The organism is uncultured Henriciella sp., assembly GCF_964005855.1.
In the GTDB taxonomy this organism is placed as follows: domain Bacteria; phylum Pseudomonadota; class Alphaproteobacteria; order Caulobacterales; family Hyphomonadaceae; genus Henriciella.
In genome coordinates this window covers 255,535-274,011 of sequence record NZ_CAXFSW010000001.1, presented here as the reverse complement: position 1 = coordinate 274,011, position 18,477 = coordinate 255,535, and the positions used below count along the sequence as shown (strand labels likewise).

General features: G+C 60.9%; 21 protein-coding genes and 1 other RNA gene. 17 read left to right on the top strand and 5 right to left on the bottom strand.

Features of this window, described 5'->3' with window-relative positions; all coding sequences use genetic code 11:
* Positions 1 to 14 precede the first annotated feature (14 nt).
* Complete coding sequence (locus ABNU55_RS01295; RefSeq protein ID WP_290753376.1) at positions 15 to 365, top strand: carboxymuconolactone decarboxylase family protein; 351 nt, start codon at positions 15 to 17, stop codon at positions 363 to 365.
* A gap of 6 nt (positions 366 to 371) precedes the next feature.
* Here ABNU55_RS01295 and ABNU55_RS01290 read toward each other — a convergent pair whose 3' ends face one another.
* Positions 372 to 1,166, bottom strand: coding sequence for a thymidylate synthase (locus ABNU55_RS01290; RefSeq protein ID WP_290753373.1), 795 nt, complete (start codon positions 1,164 to 1,166; stop codon positions 372 to 374).
* Positions 1,167 to 1,387: 221 nt separating this feature from the next.
* Between ABNU55_RS01290 and ABNU55_RS01285 the strand changes: the two genes are divergently transcribed.
* The 7 genes from ABNU55_RS01285 to ABNU55_RS01255 all read left to right on the top strand — a co-directional run bounded on the left by ABNU55_RS01285 (position 1,388) and on the right by ABNU55_RS01255 (position 6,643).
* Positions 1,388 to 2,887: a pilus assembly protein TadG-related protein gene (locus ABNU55_RS01285; RefSeq protein WP_290753370.1), complete on the top strand. Its 1,500-nt coding sequence runs from the start codon at positions 1,388 to 1,390 to the stop codon at positions 2,885 to 2,887.
* A 126-nt stretch (positions 2,888 to 3,013) separates the two neighbouring features.
* On the top strand, positions 3,014 to 4,273 hold the full coding sequence (locus ABNU55_RS01280) for a pilus assembly protein TadG-related protein (protein ID WP_290753366.1): 1,260 nt from the start codon (positions 3,014 to 3,016) through the stop codon (positions 4,271 to 4,273).
* A 2-nt stretch (positions 4,274 to 4,275) separates the two neighbouring features.
* Positions 4,276 to 4,632: a transfer-messenger RNA gene (gene ssrA / locus ABNU55_RS01275) on the top strand.
* A 98-nt stretch (positions 4,633 to 4,730) separates the two neighbouring features.
* Positions 4,731 to 4,931 carry a hypothetical protein gene (locus tag ABNU55_RS01270; protein ID WP_290753364.1) on the top strand — a complete coding sequence of 67 codons (201 nt, stop codon included), beginning with the start codon at positions 4,731 to 4,733 and terminating at the stop codon, positions 4,929 to 4,931.
* Between the two features lie 154 nt (positions 4,932 to 5,085).
* Positions 5,086 to 5,583, top strand: coding sequence for a ClpXP protease specificity-enhancing factor SspB (locus tag ABNU55_RS01265; protein WP_290753361.1), 498 nt, complete (start codon positions 5,086 to 5,088; stop codon positions 5,581 to 5,583).
* 2 nt (positions 5,584 to 5,585) lie between these two features.
* Positions 5,586 to 6,041 carry a PaaI family thioesterase gene (locus tag ABNU55_RS01260; protein WP_290753359.1) on the top strand — a complete coding sequence of 152 codons (456 nt, stop codon included), beginning with the start codon at positions 5,586 to 5,588 and terminating at the stop codon, positions 6,039 to 6,041.
* Between the two features lie 152 nt (positions 6,042 to 6,193).
* On the top strand, positions 6,194 to 6,643 hold the full coding sequence (locus ABNU55_RS01255; protein WP_290753357.1) for an SET domain-containing protein-lysine N-methyltransferase: 450 nt from the start codon (positions 6,194 to 6,196) through the stop codon (positions 6,641 to 6,643).
* Here ABNU55_RS01255 and ABNU55_RS01250 read toward each other — a convergent pair.
* A complete protein-coding gene (locus ABNU55_RS01250; protein ID WP_348764194.1) occupies positions 6,640 to 6,996 on the bottom strand; it encodes a RusA family crossover junction endodeoxyribonuclease in 357 nt (118 codons plus the stop codon). The genes ABNU55_RS01255 and ABNU55_RS01250 overlap by 4 nt on opposite strands.
* A gap of 134 nt (positions 6,997 to 7,130) precedes the next feature.
* Between ABNU55_RS01250 and ABNU55_RS01245 the strand changes: the two genes are divergently transcribed.
* Together ABNU55_RS01245 and ABNU55_RS01240 are read left to right on the top strand one after the other, a co-directional pair.
* On the top strand, positions 7,131 to 7,919 hold the full coding sequence (locus ABNU55_RS01245) for a GGDEF domain-containing protein (RefSeq protein WP_290753353.1): 789 nt from the start codon (positions 7,131 to 7,133) through the stop codon (positions 7,917 to 7,919).
* Positions 7,920 to 8,047: 128 nt separating this feature from the next.
* Positions 8,048 to 10,336, top strand: coding sequence for a TonB-dependent receptor (locus ABNU55_RS01240; protein WP_290753351.1), 2,289 nt, complete (start codon positions 8,048 to 8,050; stop codon positions 10,334 to 10,336).
* A 71-nt stretch (positions 10,337 to 10,407) separates the two neighbouring features.
* On the opposite strand, the gene hemH is transcribed toward ABNU55_RS01240, so the two are convergent.
* The gene (gene hemH / locus ABNU55_RS01235; protein WP_290753349.1) at positions 10,408 to 11,454 is read right to left on the bottom strand and encodes a ferrochelatase; all 1,047 of its coding nucleotides are present in this window, start codon (positions 11,452 to 11,454) and stop codon (positions 10,408 to 10,410) included.
* 177 nt (positions 11,455 to 11,631) lie between these two features.
* On the opposite strand from hemH, the gene fumC reads away from it, so the two are divergent.
* The 5 genes from fumC to ABNU55_RS01210 all read left to right on the top strand — a co-directional run bounded on the left by fumC (position 11,632) and on the right by ABNU55_RS01210 (position 16,454).
* Positions 11,632 to 13,041 carry a class II fumarate hydratase gene (gene fumC, locus ABNU55_RS01230; protein WP_290753348.1) on the top strand — a complete coding sequence of 470 codons (1,410 nt, stop codon included), beginning with the start codon at positions 11,632 to 11,634 and terminating at the stop codon, positions 13,039 to 13,041.
* 35 nt (positions 13,042 to 13,076) lie between these two features.
* Entirely contained in the window at positions 13,077 to 13,508 is a 432-nt protein-coding gene (locus tag ABNU55_RS01225) for a type II toxin-antitoxin system CcdA family antitoxin (protein WP_290753346.1), read from the top strand.
* Positions 13,509 to 13,511: 3 nt separating this feature from the next.
* Entirely contained in the window at positions 13,512 to 13,808 is a 297-nt protein-coding gene (locus ABNU55_RS01220; protein ID WP_290753344.1) for a CcdB family protein, read from the top strand.
* Between the two features lie 83 nt (positions 13,809 to 13,891).
* On the top strand, positions 13,892 to 14,701 hold the full coding sequence (locus ABNU55_RS01215; protein WP_290753342.1) for an SDR family oxidoreductase: 810 nt from the start codon (positions 13,892 to 13,894) through the stop codon (positions 14,699 to 14,701).
* A 112-nt stretch (positions 14,702 to 14,813) separates the two neighbouring features.
* Positions 14,814 to 16,454, top strand: a complete 1,641-nt coding sequence (locus ABNU55_RS01210) for a SulP family inorganic anion transporter (RefSeq protein WP_290753340.1) — start codon at positions 14,814 to 14,816, stop codon at positions 16,452 to 16,454.
* Positions 16,455 to 16,479: 25 nt separating this feature from the next.
* Here the strand turns inward: ABNU55_RS01210 and ABNU55_RS01205 are convergent, their stop codons facing one another.
* Entirely contained in the window at positions 16,480 to 16,926 is a 447-nt protein-coding gene (locus tag ABNU55_RS01205) for a hypothetical protein (RefSeq protein WP_290753338.1), read from the bottom strand.
* Positions 16,923 to 17,417, bottom strand: a complete 495-nt coding sequence (locus ABNU55_RS01200; RefSeq protein WP_290759795.1) for a MarR family winged helix-turn-helix transcriptional regulator — start codon at positions 17,415 to 17,417, stop codon at positions 16,923 to 16,925. Before ABNU55_RS01200 ends, ABNU55_RS01205 begins: the two co-directional genes overlap by 4 nt.
* Before the next feature lie 165 nt (positions 17,418 to 17,582).
* Between ABNU55_RS01200 and ABNU55_RS01195 the strand changes: the two genes are divergently transcribed.
* Positions 17,583 to 17,879, top strand: coding sequence for an aspartate decarboxylase (locus ABNU55_RS01195; RefSeq protein WP_290754930.1), 297 nt, complete (start codon positions 17,583 to 17,585; stop codon positions 17,877 to 17,879).
* A 3-nt stretch (positions 17,880 to 17,882) separates the two neighbouring features.
* Positions 17,883 to 18,464, top strand: a complete 582-nt coding sequence (locus ABNU55_RS01190; RefSeq protein WP_290754931.1) for a GNAT family protein — start codon at positions 17,883 to 17,885, stop codon at positions 18,462 to 18,464.
* Positions 18,465 to 18,477 lie beyond the last annotated feature (13 nt).

The window sequence follows — 18,477 nt, the reverse complement described above, 5'->3', positions numbered from 1 at the left end:
AAGGAGACCACGACATGGCGGGCGGACCAAAGGATTACAGCGCAATCACAGCAGCCGTGAATGACGGCATTGGCGGGCTTCGCCAACATTCCGGCGAAGTACTGAAAGCCTTTGGCGGCATCTCGAAAGCGGCCATGACCGAGGGCGCCCTCGACAAGAAAACCAAGGAACTGATAGCGCTCGCCATCGGCGTGGCGAAACAGTGCGATGCCTGTATCGGCTTTCACACGCAAGCCCTGCGCAAGCTGGGCGCCACGGATGAGGAAGTTTCCGAAATGCTGGGGGTCAGCGTCTATATGGGCGGCGGGCCGTCCCTCATGTACGCCGCAGACGCCTGGACTGCCTGGCAGCAGACCGCCGGCTAGCCGCGATCAGACGGCGACAGGCGCCTTGATATGCTTGTGCGCCTGATAGCCGACCAGTTCGAAATCCTCATACTCCCAGCCGAAAAGATCCGTCTTTTCCGGATTGAGGACCATTTTTGGCGGGGCAAACGGCTCACGCGTGAGCTGCAGTTTCGCCTGCTCGATATGGTTCGAATAAAGGTGCGCATCGCCAAAGGTGTGCACGAAGTCGCCGGGCTTTAGCCCCGTGGCGCGCGCCATCATGAGGGTCAGCAGCGCATATGAGGCGATGTTGAACGGCACCCCCAGGAAGATGTCGGCCGAGCGCTGATAGAGCTGACAGTTCAGCTTGCCGTCCATGACATTGAACTGGAACAGGCAGTGACAGGGCGGCAGCGCCATTTCATTCACGTCCGCCGGATTCCAGGCCGAGACGACCAGACGGCGTGAGTTCGGATTGGTCCTGATCTCGTTCAGCACCCATTCGATCTGGTCGATCACCCGGCCGTCCGGCGCCGCCCAGGAGCGCCACTGCTTGCCATAGACGGGTCCGAGATCGCCATTCTCATCGGCCCACTCATCCCAGATCGACACCCCGTTTTCCTTCAGATAGGCGATGTTCGTATCGCCTTTCAGGAACCAGAGAAGCTCGATGATGATCGAGCGCAGATGCAGCTTTTTCGTGGTGAGCAGCGGGAAACTGTTTTCAAGGTCGAAGCGAAGCTGGCGGCCGAACACGCCCAGCGTGCCGGTGCCCGTCCGGTCACCGCGCTCGACACCATTCTCGAGCACATCGGAAAGCAGGTTAAGATACTGGCGCATGCAAAACAGCAATGACGACTCGCCGCCGCGAGTCCAGAGCCACCTTCATTTGCCCCACACAATTGCGCGTGATGAGGGACCATGGCGTGGGAACGGTCCTGCAAAACTTAACGAGATATCAACGCCCGCTTTGAAATCTCTCCAGCCATTAAAGCATCACCTCAACGCTGGCCCGGTAAGCAGGCAGCTTGATCAGACCTATCGCACCTCAGGGGACCTCAATGCGATCCAGCCGAGCCAGCCAGTTTCTCCGCCATCGCAAGGGCAATGTCGCTGTCATCTGGGCCTTTGCCCTGTTGCCGATCTTTGCCGTTATCGGTCTCACCATCGATACGCAGCTGGCCTTCGGCAAGAAAGAACGCGTCCAGTACGCCGCCGACTCCGCGGTGCTTGCCGGCGCACGAATGCTGCAGTCCTCAAACTCCAAAACCCAGGCGATCGCGCATGCGCGGGACTATTTCAACGCGCTGATCGCGGACAGGTCAGGCCTTCACTGCGAGACGCTGGAGGTCACCTATCCCGGCGATGATGAAATCGCCGCGAGCAGCTCATGCTATCAGGATACAACGCTCAGCCAGATTTTCGGCCGCGCGCGGCTCGACTTCAACATCGTCTCCACGGCGACCTATGGCGTCGGCAAACTGGACGTGTCCTTCGTGTTCGACATCTCCGGCTCCATGGGGGATTACGGCCGGCTTCATGACCTCAAGGCCGCCGCCAAGGATGCCGTGACCACCCTGCTTCCCGCACCCGGCTCTTCAAGCGATGGCGATGTGCGCATCGCGATGGTGGCCTATAACGACGTGATCGATGCCGGAAAATACTTCGAGAGCGTCACAGGCTTGAAGAAGAGACGGTACTATTCGACAGACCGCACGGTGACAACAACAAAAAAGGTAGAGGAAGAAGTGTGCGCCCCGGAACCGACCTGTGATTTTTGGTTCTTCGGCAGATGCTGGAAATGGGTTAGAGATTGCAAGTGGGTGGAGAAGGACGTCACCACAACCACAACCGTTACCTACACCTCTCTGCCTATCGACTCGACCTGCGTCTATGAGCGTGAGGGCACTTACAAGTTTGAGGACGAACAGCCGACGCAACTCATTACGCCGGACTTGGTCAACACGCTTCAGGAGGGCCAGCGCCGCGCCAGCACCGATGCCAACAATTCGGACGGCTACATGACGGCGAAGGCCCATGCGACCTTCGACGAAGGCAGCAAGCTGTGGACCCCCAAAGATACGAACTGCAATGCTAAAGAGCCATTTGAGCTCAGTCACAACCACACCCAGATAGACCATTACATTGACAGCCTCCGGGATGGTGGCGGCACGGCCGGCCATCAGGGTATTGCCTGGGGCTGGTATCTCATCTCACCGAAATGGGGCGATATTTTCGACCATAACGCAAAACCTTTGCCCTATGATGAGCCGGACACGACCAAGGCCATGATCATCATGACCGATGGCGAGTTTAACCGCCAGTACCACTCCGGTCAGGGTAGCTCGGCCGCGCAGGCCAAAGCGCTATGCGACAAGATAAAGGAAGAAGACGTCGTCATCTTCACGGTCGCCTTCCAGGCCCCGGAAGACGGTGCCGAGGTGCTGGCCTATTGCGCGACGAGTGAGGAACACGCCTTCAAGGCCTCGAACGGCGCCGAGCTTCAGGCGAGCTATCAGTCCATCGCCACCTCGATTTCCGACCTGCGCATAAAGAGCTAGGCCGCACCCTTCTGGTTAATGACAGGCTTCCGGCAAATCTCCAATTTTGCCGGAAGCCTCAAGCCTGCCGAAACGCGTTTTGCCCATGATTGAGCCGGGTAATTCTCGATTTTTCCGGCGACGCGTATGAAGTTCACACAGACAGGCCGCCTTCAGGCCAGCGAAGAGGGCCAGGTCGCGATCCTGTTTGCACTCGCGATCTTCCCGATTCTCCTCATCGCCGGTTTCGCAATCGACTTTCAGGTGCTGACCACCAACAAGTCGCGGGCCCAGAGCAGCATCGATTCGGCCGTGATCGCCGGCACTCGCGCCTATCAGGAGGGCGCGACCCAGGCCGAGGTCGAACAGATCGTGCGCACCTATTTCGACGCGCTTATCTCCAACGGCCCGTTTCCCCTCACCTGCACAGCCCCGATCATCGCCATCAATGAGACCGACATCAAGGCGCGGACAGATTGCGAGATGCAGACCTATCTCGCCCGGATCGCGGACATCAACAAATTCGCCTTCGGCATGGAATCGGCCACCACCTATGGCATCGGCAAGGTCGATGTCGCTTTCGTCTTCGATGTATCCGGCTCAATGGACGGCTCACGTATTTCCGACCTCAAGACCGCGGCGCGCGATGCCGTCGATGCCCTGCTCGTGGAAGATCCAAAACCGGGACGGGAAAATGACGTCCGCCTGTCCATGGTGGCCTATAATAGCGCTTTCAATGCGGGCAACTATTTCGAGGCCGCGACGGGCCATTCCAGCGAACAGAGCGTCGATTATTACCGCGATGGCAGCTGGCACACCTTCTATTATGACAGCACCTGCGTGTTTGAGCGCGAAGGGGCCGAAGCGTTCACAGATGCTGCCCCCGGCCCTGGCCAGTATGTCGAAGCGGCCGATGCACGCCGAAGAAATGACTGCAGCGGCCATGAGCCGCTTGCACTGACCAGTTCGCGCCAGCCGCTTTATGACTACATCACAGCGCTGAGGGCGGGTGGCAACACGGCAGGCCATCTTGGCGTGGCCTGGGGCTGGTACACGGTCTCCCCTAACTGGGCCTCTGTCTTTCCGGCCGCCTCCGCACCCCTTGCCTATGATGAGCCCGACAGCGCAAAGGCGCTCATCCTGATGACCGACGGCGAATTCAACGCGGTTGGCGACAGCTCGAATGGCAGCTCCCCCTGGCAGGCCCAACAGCTTTGCGACGGCGCCAAGGCGGCCGGTATCCGCATTTATTCGGTTGCCTTTCAGGCCCCCGAATCAGGCCGTGATGTGCTTCAGTACTGCTCAAGCGGCAGCGACTATTTCTTCCGCGCCGAAAGCGGCCAGGAGCTGCAGGATGCCTACCAGTCCATCGCAAGCTCCATCTCCGATCTGCGACTGACCCTTTAACCCCCCTTTTAACAGGGCGCGCGGTGGCCTATATCTAACTCGTCCCTTCGGGGACTATGGCGATAAACGCGCGTGCAATAAGCGGTTCGGACCCGGGGGCGGTACCCGGCGCCTCCACCAATTTCCCTTCCTTCAGCGGGATGGCTTTGGGGGCGAAACAGGATCGACGGACGTGTAAAGACGATGCCTTCGCCCGGATGAGCTCCGTTAGAAGCTCACTCAACAATAGTTGCAAACGACAACTTTGCTGAAGGCGAACTGCTCGCAGCCTAGTCTGCGCTCGGTTTTCCGAACTTAACTCCTAGGGCTTCAGCGCCTTAGGCGGGGCCCGGAGGCGCCTGGCAACAGAAGCCTCCACCTTATCTCTCTGAAAAGCCACGCGATTCTTGAATGACTGCGCCCTGTACTGGGAACGCTCTGCTTTGTTCTGGCGTTACAGGCTAAAACGGAGAGACACATGTCATCATTCGCAATCTATACGATCGGTTTCATGATCCTGCTGGGCGGGGTCATCTGGGCCGCAGTCGCGCTCGGTGTGCCCGGCCAGTGGGTCGCCATCGGCGCCGTCATCCTTGCCGGTATCGGCCTCATCACCGCCGTGACCAATACCCGCCGCAAGGACGAGACGGTCGCCTCCGACGGGGAACAGACCGGCTAGCCAGACCGGCCCCTTCAGCTTTTTTTGGCGTTTTCAGCGGACTTCGCGGCCAGAGACTGCGCGCGAAGTCCGCTTATGTGCTTCCCCTGATGGACGAAGCTTGTTGAACGCTTATTTTTTATCGGTAAACCAGACCCCGGCAAAGGATTTTGGGATGACCGACTATATCGGCTATGAAGCTCTGACACAGGCAGCCATGCGCGGCGTGGTCCGCGAGGCGCTGCGCCAGACCGCTTCCAATGGCGCTGCTCCTGGTGAGCATCACTTCTATATCAGCTTCCGCACAAAGGCGCCCGGCGTGAAAATGGCCGAGCATCTTGTCGAGCGGTTTCCAGACGAAATGACCATCGTGATCCAGCACCAGTTCTGGGACCTGGAAGTTCACGAAGGCCATTTTGAGCTGATCCTGAAATTCAGCGGCGTGCCCCAGCACCTTTCAATCCCCTATGCGGCGATGACGCGCTTTGTGGACCCGGCGGTGAATTTCGGCCTCTCCTTCGAGAAGGACATTACCGCCAGCGGGCAGGACGTGGTCGGTCCAGCCGGGTCTGAAGATGCGACCGAGGCAGAGCCAGAGGCCGAAACGCCCAAGGCCGCCGGCGACGAGCAGGGCTCGACCGTCGTCAGTATCGATGCGTTCCGCCGGAAATAGATTTGGCTGATCCCGGCGAAAAACCCCGCATGAGCGATGCCGACATGCTGGCGCGCTTCAAGACCTCGAAGAAGCGCCCGGCCTGTTCCGATACGCTCGGCATGGATCTGGCTGAAGTCCATCAGGACGAGATGCGGATCGTGGTGAACTTCACCGCAGACAAGAGCTTTGCCAACCCGACCGGCGCGGTACAGGGCGGCTTTATCGCGGCCATGCTGGATGAGGCGATCTCGACCAATATCATCATTGCATCCAATGTGACGATGACCGCCCCGACGCTGGAGATGAAGACCTCCTATCTCGCCCCGCTTTTCGTCGGGCCTGCGAAGGTGGAAGCGAAGATCCTCAAATTCGGCAAATCGGTCTGCTTCTCAGAGGCCAGATGCTTCGACCCGGACGGCAAACTCGTCGCAACCGCCACAGCCACTGCCGCGCCCCGCCCCTTCAAACGCTTCTAAAGCGGGAGGCGAAAACCTGCGCGTGGCTCTCGCCATAATTTAACTTGAATATTCCCGCATCGGTGGCATCAAGCTTGATTGCGCGACGCCAGCGCGGGCAAAACCCTGATCCTTTCCGGGCGGCGACCCGGCCTTTCAGGAGCTTGCCAGTCATGATGCTGGTCCCCTGTTATCTCGCGGCCTCCGACATTGAAGGTCTCGGCGTCTTTTCACGCGAGCCCGTCCGCCGCGGCCAGCTCATCTGGCGCTTCGATCCGCGGGTCGACCGGATGATCTCCCTCGACAGCTTTTCCGATGCCGATGAGCGCCTCTCGGATTTCCTCAAACGCTATACCTACATTCCGCCCTATGACCGGTCGGTCTGCATCCTGGACGGCGATGAAGGGCGTTACATGAACCATAGCGAGACCCCGAACACCGACTTTTCCTCCATCGATGCAGGCTACGCCCTCACCGATATTCCAGCCGGGGTGGAGCTGACCTGCGACTATCGCGAATTCGACACCACAGCCGACATCATGATGGCCTCGATCAGCCCGCTCGGGCGCCAGCTTCCGGCTGACTTCCTGATGGCGATGGAGATGGCCAAGCCGGCGAACTAGTCCATCGCCTCGACGCGCATATAGATGCCTTCGCGATCGCCCACCCGGCGTTCGACCAAGAGGCGTGCCACCTGATGATCGTCTGCAAAGGCGTTGCCCGAGACACTGTCGAGCAGCGCCTTTGCCAGATTGTCGAGGTCCATCCAGGGCGGATCGCCAGTATACTCCATCACGATATGGACGGCGTAGTCGCCATAGCCCGGCCGCAGCCGGGTAAAATCCTTGCGGAAAAACTCCTTCAGAAGCGGCTTGTAATATTTCGCCTGCGTCGTCAGGCCAAAGCAGCGCACTTCAAGCGCGCCTTCCTGCGTGATGCGCGCACGCACCTTTCCCGCTTTCACCCAGTCATCCATGCTCGAAAGCTAGCCCGGCGCGCGGCGGCAGACCAGTCGCAAGCGGCGGAGAAAAATAGCTTATTCTCCGAGATATATAAAATTTACCATGTCGCGCAGAGAGAGTGTCAGCCAAAGTCTGAGATGAGCGCGGCATGAACAGACTGATCCTTCCAATAGCTGATTATGTCAGACGCAAGCCACGGCGCATTCCGGTCATCGTCAGCTCGGCGGCGATCGTCTCATCCGCGCTTCTCACCTCCCTGCTGGTCGCGATGGACCTTCACCAGAACGGGGCCATTCTCATCTCTGTGGTGACGGCCCTCTCGGCCTGTCTCGCGGTTCCGGCCGGTATCGTGCATTATATGCGCGAGGACCACATAGCCCGTCAGCAGGCAGAACTTCTCGCCCTCGCCTCCACAGACGCGCTGACCGGCATCATGAACCGTCGAACCTTCGAACTGTCCGTAGAGCGTGAGCGCGCCCGCATGCGCCGCACTGGCGGTCAGGCCGCGCTCATCCTTCTGGACATAGACTGGTTCAAATCGATCAATGATTCCTTCGGGCACGCAGCCGGCGACACGGTTCTGAAAACGGTCGCAGAGCTTGCTGCCGCAGCGCTGCGCCAGCCGCTCGACGTGATCGCGCGCTGGGGTGGAGAGGAATTTGCGATTCTTCTCACCGGCGTCACGCAGGAACAGGCGCTTGAGGTCAGCGAACGTCTGCGCCGCTCCATTGAAAAGGCCGCCTTCGACACGGTCGCGCCCGGCCTTTCCGTCTCTGCCAGTTTCGGGCTCTGCCCCATGACGGCGGGCTGCTCGCTGCGGACCGCCCTGAACGAAGCCGACGCAGCCCTCTACCGGGCAAAAAAGAACGGCCGGAACCAGACCGTGTGCGCGGCCGGTGCGGCGAAACCCATCTGCGTGATAGCAAAGGCTGGCTGACCGGATTTCCGTGGCGGCAAGGTCACACTTACCCCTGTTTCAGGGCCGCAACCGGCTCACCGTCGCACCAGTGTTGCAATGCACAAATAGAGGCTCTCCGCAAACAACATCCATAGCGGAGACCTCCCATGAAATCCTTCCTGCTCACCACCACAACGCTGGCCCTCGCTGCCGCCCTCGCGCCCGCAGCGCTCGCCCAGGACAATGGCGAAGAAGAGCTGCGCCAGACGACGGTCACTGTCACCGTCCAGAAGCGCGCCGAGAATCTTCGCGACGTTCCGGTCGCCGTGTCAGCTGTGGATGACGAGCTGCTCGACGATCTCGGCCTTGATGAGTTCAGCGATGTGGCCCGCTATGTGCCGGGCTTCGAGGTGCAGGAGCAGAGCCCGAACAATCCGGGCTTTGTGATTCGCGGCATCACCTCAGACAGCGGCGAAGCCAATATCGAGCCGCGCATCGCCATCTTCCAGGACGGCGTCTCCATTTCCCGTTCGCGCGGCTCCGTGGTTGAACTTTTCGACCTGGAGCGCGTCGAGGTCGCCAAAGGTCCGCAGCCGACGCTGTTCGGGCGCGGCGCCCTCATCGGCGGTGTGAACGTCATCCAGGCCAAGCCGGAATTTGAATTCTCGGGCGAGGCCACCGCCGGTGTCGGCAATTATGACGAGGTCTATCTCGACGGACATGTCACCGGCACGATCATTGAAGACAAGCTCGCCTTCCGTCTCGCCGGCCGCATGCGCGAGCGCGATGGCTATGTTGAAAGCGTCAATCCGGCCGAAGAGGACTTCAACAGCCAGGACATGTCGGCCGTGCGCGCCTCACTCGCCTTCACGCCCAGCGCGGACCTTCGCTTTGACCTCATCGCCAACTATCAGGAAGACACCCCATCAGGCACGAGCTTCAAGTCCAAGGCCTTCCTGCCGACACCCACCGGCTCCGCCGCGCCCTGGGATCCGGCTAACCTCAATACATTTGGTGACTTCCTCGGCGGCAAACATCTCGGCCTCGACCGTGAAGTGACCAGTGTCACCTTGCTCGGTGACTGGCAGATCAATGACAATGTCTCCCTCTCCTCCATCACCGGCTACCGTGAATTCGACAGCCTCGAAGTCTTCGACCCGGACGGCTTCGGCCTTGAGCTTCTGATCTTCGGTGAAGACGCTTCGGGCGAACAGTTCAGCCAGGAGTTCCGCGCCAATTATGACGCCGGCGGACGCGTGCGCGGCTTTGTCGGCGCCAGCTATTTCGATGAGAGCGGCGAGCAGGACGTGCCGCTGACCTTTGACGAACGCGCCGCACAGGCCCTTCTCGGCGGTTTCCTCACCCCGCCGAACGCACCGCCCGTCAGCGCCCTGCCGGCCTTTAACCTCACCGTCTTCCAGCAGTCCGGCGGCACTGTCATTGTCCCGCTGAAGCCGATCCACAATGAGCGCTACGTCAATGATGGCGAGACGCAGGCCTTCGAAGTCTTTGCCGATGCCAACTTTGACGTGACCGACCGCCTGCAGCTGACCGGGGGTCTGCGCTACACCACAGAGGACAAGGAAAGCGGCCTTCTGGTCGAACTTCTGAACGGGCCAAGCGCTCTGACAGGCGCCGGTCTCTTCGTACAGCCATCGGGCGGTCGCATCTCACGCAGCGAGACCTTTGACGATGTGACCTGGCGCGCGGCAGCCAAATATGAGGTCAATGACGCGGTCAACCTCTTCGCCAACTATGCCCGCGGCCGCCGCCCGGAAGTTATCACAGCCTCGGCCTCTGCCCCGGCCGCCGGCTTCGCCATTCTCGATGCAGAGATTGTCGACGCCTATGAAGCTGGCGTGAAAAGCGCGCTTCTCAATGGCGATCTCAGCCTGGAAGCGTCCGCCTTCTATTATGAATACAGCAACTTCCAGTCGACCGAGATCACCGATGAAGGCCTGATCGAGCCGATCAATGCGGGCGACGCCACCGCTGAAGGCTTCGAGGCCCAGGCCAACTGGTACCTTTCCGACGCCCTCAACCTCATCGCCAGCTATGGCTACAACCATGCCCGTTTCGACGACGAGGACGGCGCACCTTTCGCGGGCAACAAGCTGCGTCTTTCGCCCGACCACAAGGCCAGCCTCGCAGCCCGCATCCTGCTGGCCGATACCGGCTTCGGTACGCTCAGCCTCGTGCCGAGCTATACGTGGCAGTCGAAAGTCTATTTCGACAATACAGAGCGGGACCTGATCAGCCAGGCGAGCTATGGCCTCGTCAATCTCAACGTCCAGCTCGACCTTGAGAACGGCTTCGGCGTTGAGGCCTATGCCACCAACCTCACCGGCAAGGACTATATCATCGACGCGGGCAATACCGGCGATGGCTTCGGCATCCCGACCTTCATCGCAGGCACGCCCACCTTCTACGGGGCGCGCATCCGCAAGTCTTTCTAGGCCAGGACAAACATTTTTACGGGGCGGGGCGCATCGAAAGGTGCGCCCTTTCCTTTTCTGGGCCGGTCCACCTAGACCCAGCCTGCCAGTTCCCGCGCGGCCAGCGTCTCCAGCAGGTCAATCGCCCGGTCTGAATCATTGAGGCACGGCGCCACCGAGAAATGCGTGCCGCCCGCTTCCATGAAGCTGTCACGGCCCTCCATGGCGATCTCTTCCAGCGTTTCCAGGCAGTCGGAGATAAAGGCCGGTGACACCGCGACGACCTTCTTCACGCCCTGCTCAGGCAGCGCTTCCAGCGTCTTGTCCGTATAGGGCTGGAGCCATTCGGTCGGGCCGAACCGGCTCTGGAACGTCGTCATCGCGAACCCGTCCGCCCAGCCGAGCTTTTCGGCCACCAGGCGCGTCGTCTTGTGGCAATGGCAATGATAGGGATCACCCTTCTCGAAATAGGCTTTCGGAATGCCGTGATAGCTCATCAGCACCCGTTCTGGCTGATAGTCGAGCCCGGCAATATGCTCGCTGATAGAAGCGGCCAGCGCGTCGATATAGGCGGGGTGATCATGGAAGGGTGCCGCCGTGCGCACCGCCGGTTGCCAGCGCATCTCCTTCAGAGCGTTGAAACTGCGGTCATAGACGCTCGCAGAAGTCGTCGCCGAATATTGCGGATAAAGCGCCATGATCGCGATCCGGTCACACCCCTGGGCCTTCAGGTCTTCGATCTTCATCGCAATCGACGGGTTGCCATAATTCATGGCGAAATCGACAAGCAGCCGGTCGCTTCCGATACGGGCGTTCAGCTTCTCGGCCTGCCGCTTTGTGTAGACAAGCAGCGGCGAGCCCTCATCGGTCCAGATTTTCTTGTAGGCCGCGCCGGATTTCTTCGGCCGGAATGTCAGGATCGGCCCCTGCAGGATCAGCTGCCAGACCAGCGGATTGACCTCGATGACACGCCTGTCCGACAGGAATTCCGACAGATAGCGGCGCATCGACTTGTAATCGGTGCCATCCGGCGTGCCGAGATTGACCAGAAGCAGGCCGGTCTTGCCCTGCGTGACACTCGGATGATCCTCTGGCGCGTGTGGGGGCCGGCCGGCAAGCGGTGTACGCGTTTCAACCATTTGAGAAAGTTCCCCTTTGCCGCCTCTCTTCCCCCATAGATAGGGCAGGCTGCGGCCCGGCAAGACCGGCAACTGCGACATGGCGCGCCGAAAGCGGCTTTTGCGCTTGCCCGGCAGCATGCTAAAGCGCCACCCAACGACTTAATCACCGCTGAATTACGAACAGGAGCCGACCCGATGGGCATTTTTGGCGACAAGGGCGCAAAGCCACGCACTGAATCCGACACAATGGGGGAAATCGAGGTCCCGGGCGACAAGTACTGGGGCGCACAGGCCCAGCGCAGCCTCGGCAATTTCAAGATCGGCTGGGAAAAACAGCCCGCCCCCGTCGTGCGCGCGCTCGGCATCGTCAAGAAAGCGGCCGCCGAAACCAATATGGCCCTCGGCAAGCTCGACGAGAAACTCGGCAAGGCCATCATCCAGGCCGCCGACGAAGTGATCGACGGCAAGCTCGATGAGCACTTCCCCCTTGTCGTCTGGCAGACCGGGTCCGGCACCCAGTCCAACATGAATGCGAATGAGGTCATCGCCAACCGCGCCATCGAGATACTCGGCGGCGAGATGGGCACCAAGAAGCCTGTGCACCCGAATGATCACTGCAACATGTCGCAGTCGTCCAATGACACCTTCCCGACCGCCATGCACATCGCCTGCGCCGAGGAAGTCACCCACCGCCTCATCCCGGCGCTCGAGAAACTCCACAACGCGCTCGACACCAAGGCCAAGGCCTGGGCCGACATCATCAAGATCGGCCGCACGCACACTCAGGACGCCACACCGGTCACGCTCGGCCAGGAATTCTCCGGCTACGCCCAGCAGCTCGCCAACGGCATTGAGCGCCTTGAGAGCACGCTGCCCAGGCTTATGGAGCTGGCACAGGGCGGCACGGCGGTCGGCACCGGCCTCGCCTCGCCCAAGGGCTTCGACACGATGGTCGCCGACAAGATCGCCCAGATCACCGGCCTCAATTTCCGCACCGCACCGAACAAGTTCGAGGCGCTGGCCGCGCATGACGCAATGGTCTTCACCCATGGTGCGATCAACACGGTCGCCATGTCCTGCTTCAAGATCGCGAACGACATCCGCTTCCTTGGTTCGGGCCCGCGCTCCGGCCTCGGCGAACTTGCCCTGCCAGAGAATGAGCCGGGCAGCTCCATCATGCCTGGCAAGGTGAACCCCACCCAGTGCGAGGCGATCACGCAGGTCTGCGCGCACATTCACGGCAACAATGCCGCCATCGGCTTTGCCGGCAGCCAGGGCCATTTTGAGCTTAACGTCTTCAACCCAATGATGGCCTACAACTTCCTCCAGTCGGTCCGCCTTCTGGCCGATGCAGCCATCTCCTTCACCGATAATTGCGTCGTCGGCATCGAGCCGCGCCTCGACAATATCGAACGCGGCCTCAAGAACTCGCTGATGCTGGTGACGCCGCTGAAGGAAAAATACGGCTATGACCGCGCCGCGACCATCGCCAAGACCGCCCACAAGAACGGCACCACCCTCAAGGAAGAAGCCATCAAGGACGGCATCCCCGAAGAGGATTTCGACGCCATCGTCGACCCGTCCAAGATGATCTCGCCGGGCTAATTGAGTTCGCAATAGTGAGATGATACATTCGCTGCATGCGAACACTGAGAACTTGGCGCAATGAGACAAAGACAACTCTAGCAGAACTTGCTGCGCGAGTGGGGGTCGGTAAGGGCTTCGTCTCAGAGGTCGAGCGCGGACTAAAAAGACCGTCGGCAGAAGTTGCTCGCAAAATTGAATCAGCGACCAACGGTGCTGTGACTGCGGCGGAGCTTCTCGGCGTATCAGTTCGAGCAGGGTTTTCAGAAGCAACAAAACGTTTCGCGCGATCGGATGACCCTGCACTCTTACAGGAAGCCGCCTCCTACGGTCTCGACGCCGAAGAGATCGCCCGCTCGGCTGTCGAGCGAGCTGTGAAGACCGAACGCATGAAGCGCTTCTCGGAGGAGAACCGGGAGGCTATCGAGAGCTGGAACGCGCTGGTCGAACGTGAGGGGCTTTGGTCTGATGGTTACCGGGCGTTCTGATAGATGAGGCATCTTGCCGTTTTCCGCGCAGGAGAGAACAAACCACCCATCGTTGTCTTGCAATATCCCGGCATCGATACCGGCAATTACGTCCTTGCCGCCCCGCTCTATCCGGCAGGCGCCGCCAAACCGATAGATATCGTCACCCCCATGGTCACACTGGACGGCGAGGCCTATCTGCTAGGCACCCACCTGCTCGCCAGCGTTCGGGCATCAGCCTTGGGCGATGAGATCGGCTCGCTTCTGGCCCACGAATACGAAATACAGCGCGCCCTCGCCCGGCTTTTCTTCGGCAACTAGCGATAGCTCGCTGCATCCACTTGCCAGAATACGTCGCCTCCCTCAGAAAGCTTCACCAGTGAACAAAATCGGAGGAACGCCCCATGAGCAATGATTTCAGCAATCTCTTCTCGGTGAAGGGCAAGACGGTCGTCATCACGGGCGGTTCGCGCGGGATTGGGGAGATGCTGGCCGCAGGCTACCTCGCCAGTGGCGCCAGGGTCATCATTTCATCGCGCAAGGCCGATGCCTGTGAGGAAACGGTCGAGCGCCTCAAGAGCGAGTATGGCGGCGAGATCTATGCCATCCCGTCTGATGTCGGCCAGATGGTCGGCATCCAGCACCTCGCCGATGAAATCGCCAAGCGCGAGGAGAAGGTCGACGTCCTGATCAACAATGCAGGCGTCGCCTGGGGCGCAACGCTGGAGGAGTTCCCCGAAAGCGGCTGGGACAAGGTGATGGACGTCAATGTGAAGGGCATCTTCTTCCTGTTCCAGAAGCTCATCCCGCTGCTGCGCAAGTCAGCCAGCCCCGAAGACCCGGCCCGCGTCATCAACATCGCCTCCATCGACGGCATGCACACCTCGCCCTTCAGCGGCTATGCCTATGGCACGTCCAAGGCCGCCGTCATTCACCTGACGCGCTTCATGGCGTCCCAGCATGTTGGCGAGCACATCCTCGTCAACGGCATTGCGCCGGGCCCTTTCCCGACCTGGATGCTGTCGACCGGCGTCGGCTTTGGCGGCAAGACCGAAGGCGTCGACTGGGACTCCGTCGCTGCTGGCAACCCGTCGGGCCGCGTTGGCACGCCGCAGGACATCGCCGGCCTCGCCATGTTCCTGTCGTCGCGCGCGGGGGCCTATATTTCCGGCCACACCATCCCCTGCGATGGCGGCATCGTCGCCTCCAGCTAGGCGGCAGGACAGGGAAACTTCAGTATTTTCGGCGGTCTTTGTGTTGCACCGCAGCATAAAGACCGCCATACGGACGCCTGACGTATAACGCCAGACAGACTGAGCCAGCCCCGTGACAAGCAAATCCACCTTCGCTGCATTCGCAGATCGCCTCGGCGCGCAGAATTTTTCGCAGGCGAACCTCGCCAAATTCACGCCGAACCGGATCAAGATTGAGCTTCTGGCCGGCCTGACCGTCGCGCTGGCGCTGGTACCCGAAGCTGTGGCCTTTGCCTTCGTCGCCCAGGTCGATCCGCTGGTCGGGCTCTATGCCGCCTTTATCGTCGGTCTCATCACCGCACTGATCGGCGGGCGGCCCGGCATGATCTCGGGCGCGACGGGCGCTCTCGCCGTGGTCATGGTCTCTCTCGTCGCCCAGCACGGGGTTGAATACCTCTTCGCGGCCGTTGTCCTGATGGGCATCCTCCAGCTTGCCGCAGGTATCTTCAAACTCGGCAAGTTCATCCGGCTCGTGCCGCACCCCGTCATGCTGGGCTTCGTCAACGGCCTCGCCATTGTGATCTTCCTTGCCCAGCTCACCCAGTTTCAGGTGCCCGGAACGGCCGAAGCCTCCGGCCATGGCATGTCCGGCGGTGAATGGCTGAGCGGCTGGCCGCTCGCCTGGATGCTGATCCTCGTCGCGCTCACCATGGCGATCATCTGGTTCATGCCAAAACTCACCAAAGTTATCCCCGCCCCGCTCGCCGGGATTGCCATTGTCGCGGCCATCGTGATCGTCTTCGGCCTCGATGTCCCGCGCGTGGGCGACCTCGCCTCGGTCGAGGGCGGCCTGCCGGCCTTCCATATCCCGATGGTCCCGCTCAATCTGGAAACCTTCGAGATCATCCTGCCCTATGCGGTCATCCTCGCCGCCATCGGCCTGATCGAAAGCCTGCTGACACTCAACCTCGTTGGCGAAATGACCAATCAGCGCGGCGGCGCCAGCCAGGAATGCGTGGCCCAGGGCGCAGCAAACCTCGTCACCGGTTTCTTCGGCGGCATGGGCGGGTGCGCCATGATCGGCCAGTCCATGATCAACGTAAAATCCGGCGGGCGCACGCGTCTCTCGGGCCTCTCGGCCGCCCTCTTCCTGCTCGCCTTCATCCTCATCGGCTCAGCCCTGATCGAGCAGATCCCGCTGGCGGCTCTTGTCGGCGTCATGTTCATGGTCGTCATCGGCACCTTCGCCTGGAACAGCCTGCGCATCATGACGCGTATCCCGCTCACCGATGCCCTGGTCATCGTTCTCGTGACAGGCGTCACCGTGGCCTATGACCTTGCCACCGCCGTTGTCGTCGGCGTGATCGTCTCCGCCCTCGCCTATGCCTGGAACAATGCACGCCGCATCCATATCGTCGAACGCGACAGCGTCTCGGTGCCCGGCGCCCATGTCTATGAGATCGAAGGCCCGCTCTTCTTCGGCTCCACCGATGGCTTTGCCGAGCTCTTCCACCCGGAGAGCGACCCGGACGTGGTCATTGTCGACTTCATGCGCTCGCGCGTGGTGGACCAGTCCGCCCTGCAGGCCATTGAGGACCTTGCGGCAAAGTATGAAGCCCTCGGCAAGACGCTGCGCCTGCGCCATCTTTCGCGGGACTGCCACAAGCTTCTCAAACGCGCTGGCCAGCTCATGGTCGATAGCGACGACGATCCGGACTACGCCCTCGCCGTCGACTATAGCGTGCGCACCGGCGTGTTCGGCGGCGGGCACTAGTCTCAGGGCAACCGGGCGAGGTCTTCTAGACGGGTCTCCTCGCAAGCATCCGTGACAGGCGAATGCCGTCGCGCATGTTCAGCCCCATCAGAGTAATGTTGGTTGCGCCAGCAGCGAGCTCTATGGCCTGAACCACAACAAAGGAAAGATCAAACTCGCCCTGTCCCGCCTTCCACCAGAGGAAGACAGCACTCGGGACGAGGATCAGCAGACCGTTCAACGCAATGAACGGCATGCGCTTTTTCTTGGCGTTCACAAGCCGCCCGGCCCGCTTGCCAGCCAGGGCAATGCCGCTGCCGGCGGTGATCATGAGGGACGGGATAAGCAAAGCCATCGCGTAAAGAATGCTCCGCTTTGCCAGAAAGATCGCCTCTTCGCGGCCGCTGAGTTCGGTCAGAATTGTCGCCAGCCAGAAACTGCTGATCAGCAAGAGTGCCAGCGTGCCCGCCAGTCGATGAACGATCTTTTTCATTGGGCGCCGCCTTTCGCTTTTTGAGGCAAGGCAGGGCGTCTCGTCGCGCCGCAGAGCGCCGAAAGCGCCTTCAACGTATCGAGCGCGGCTCGCGCCTGCTCCCCATCGATCTTGCCAGCAAGCTCGCTTGCCCAGTCGTCCTGCCGCTTGATGGCGTCACCATAGGCGGCCTCTCCTTCAGGCGTCAGCGTGATCAGGGGCGCGCGCTTGTGGTCCGGGTTCCCACTCGGCTCGACGAGGCCCTGCGCTGTCAGATCATGGACGACACGCTGAACCGCCTGCCTCGACAGGCCCATGCGGCGGGCAATCTGCGCCACAGTCTGAGGCGAGCCCTCCAGCATGATAGCCCCGAGGACCTGCCAGCGGGCGCTCGTCAGACCGAGATCTTTGACAAGCTGGTCACCCGCCTCGAGCAAGGCGCCGTTCAGCCGGAAAGTCTCCAGCATGAGATCGGTGATCACGGCGCCGTTCGTTTGTTCAATCTTGGTCATGACAGTCTCCGTTTGACTGCTTATTGTCATTTTGACAACATGCTGTCAACTTAGCTTTTGATCCGGGCTGCCATACGCCTCAATCAGCAGGGGGGCAGCTCTGGCGTGAACACGTATGAGGGTTACACTGGCCGGATCAGAATCACCGAAGAGAAGTCTATCGCCATGTCCAAGCCCCCCGTCGGCTCCAAAGCCAATCCGTCAGAATTCGACGTCATCTCCAAGCTGGCCGAGGATGAGCCCTATTTCGTGATCCGCGCGCACGACCCGCTTTCTTCAGCGCTGGTCGAACTCCATGCCTATATCGGCGCAGGCCAGGCAGGCGCGGCCCACAACAAGCTGGCCGAGATCATGGCGCTGACGTCGGCCCGCGCCCCGCGTCCGGCCTCCAGCCCGAAATACCGTGAGACCTTCGCCATCTCGCTCGCCATGGAGCAGTGGCGCGACACCCATAAGGACTAGGCGTTGGAGCTGCGCCCGGCCCCGCTTGAGGACCGCTTTGTCCGCCTTGTCCCGTTCGACATGGACGCCCACGCGCCCATGCTGCGCGACATGGCGGAAAAGTCGGGCGAGCGGCTGGCGACCTGGCCATTCTACAATCCCCCCGGCGACTGGATCACGCCCTGGACGAAGACGATCCGCCAGCGCACCGAGGCCGGCACGCTGATCCCCTTCGCCGTCCTCGCCCCGGACGGCCGGTTTGCCGGCATGACAGCCTATCTCAATCCCAACCGGGACTGGCGCAATGTCGAGATCGGCATGACCATCTATGCGCCGGAATTTCAGGGCGGCACGACCAATCCGGCCTGCAAGCGCCTGCTGCTCGCCAGCGCGTTCGACGCCGGGGCGATCCGCGTCTATTTCCATGTCGATGAGCGCAATGCCCGCTCGCGCCGCGCCGTGCTGAAACTTGGTGCCACACAGGAAGGCATCCTGCGCCACAACCGCATCCTGCCGGACGGATTTTTGCGCTCGACCGTGGTCTTCTCCATCCTTGCCGAAGAATGGCCGGCCGTGAGAGACAGGCTGGACCAGAGGCTTTCCTGAGACAGGCACACGC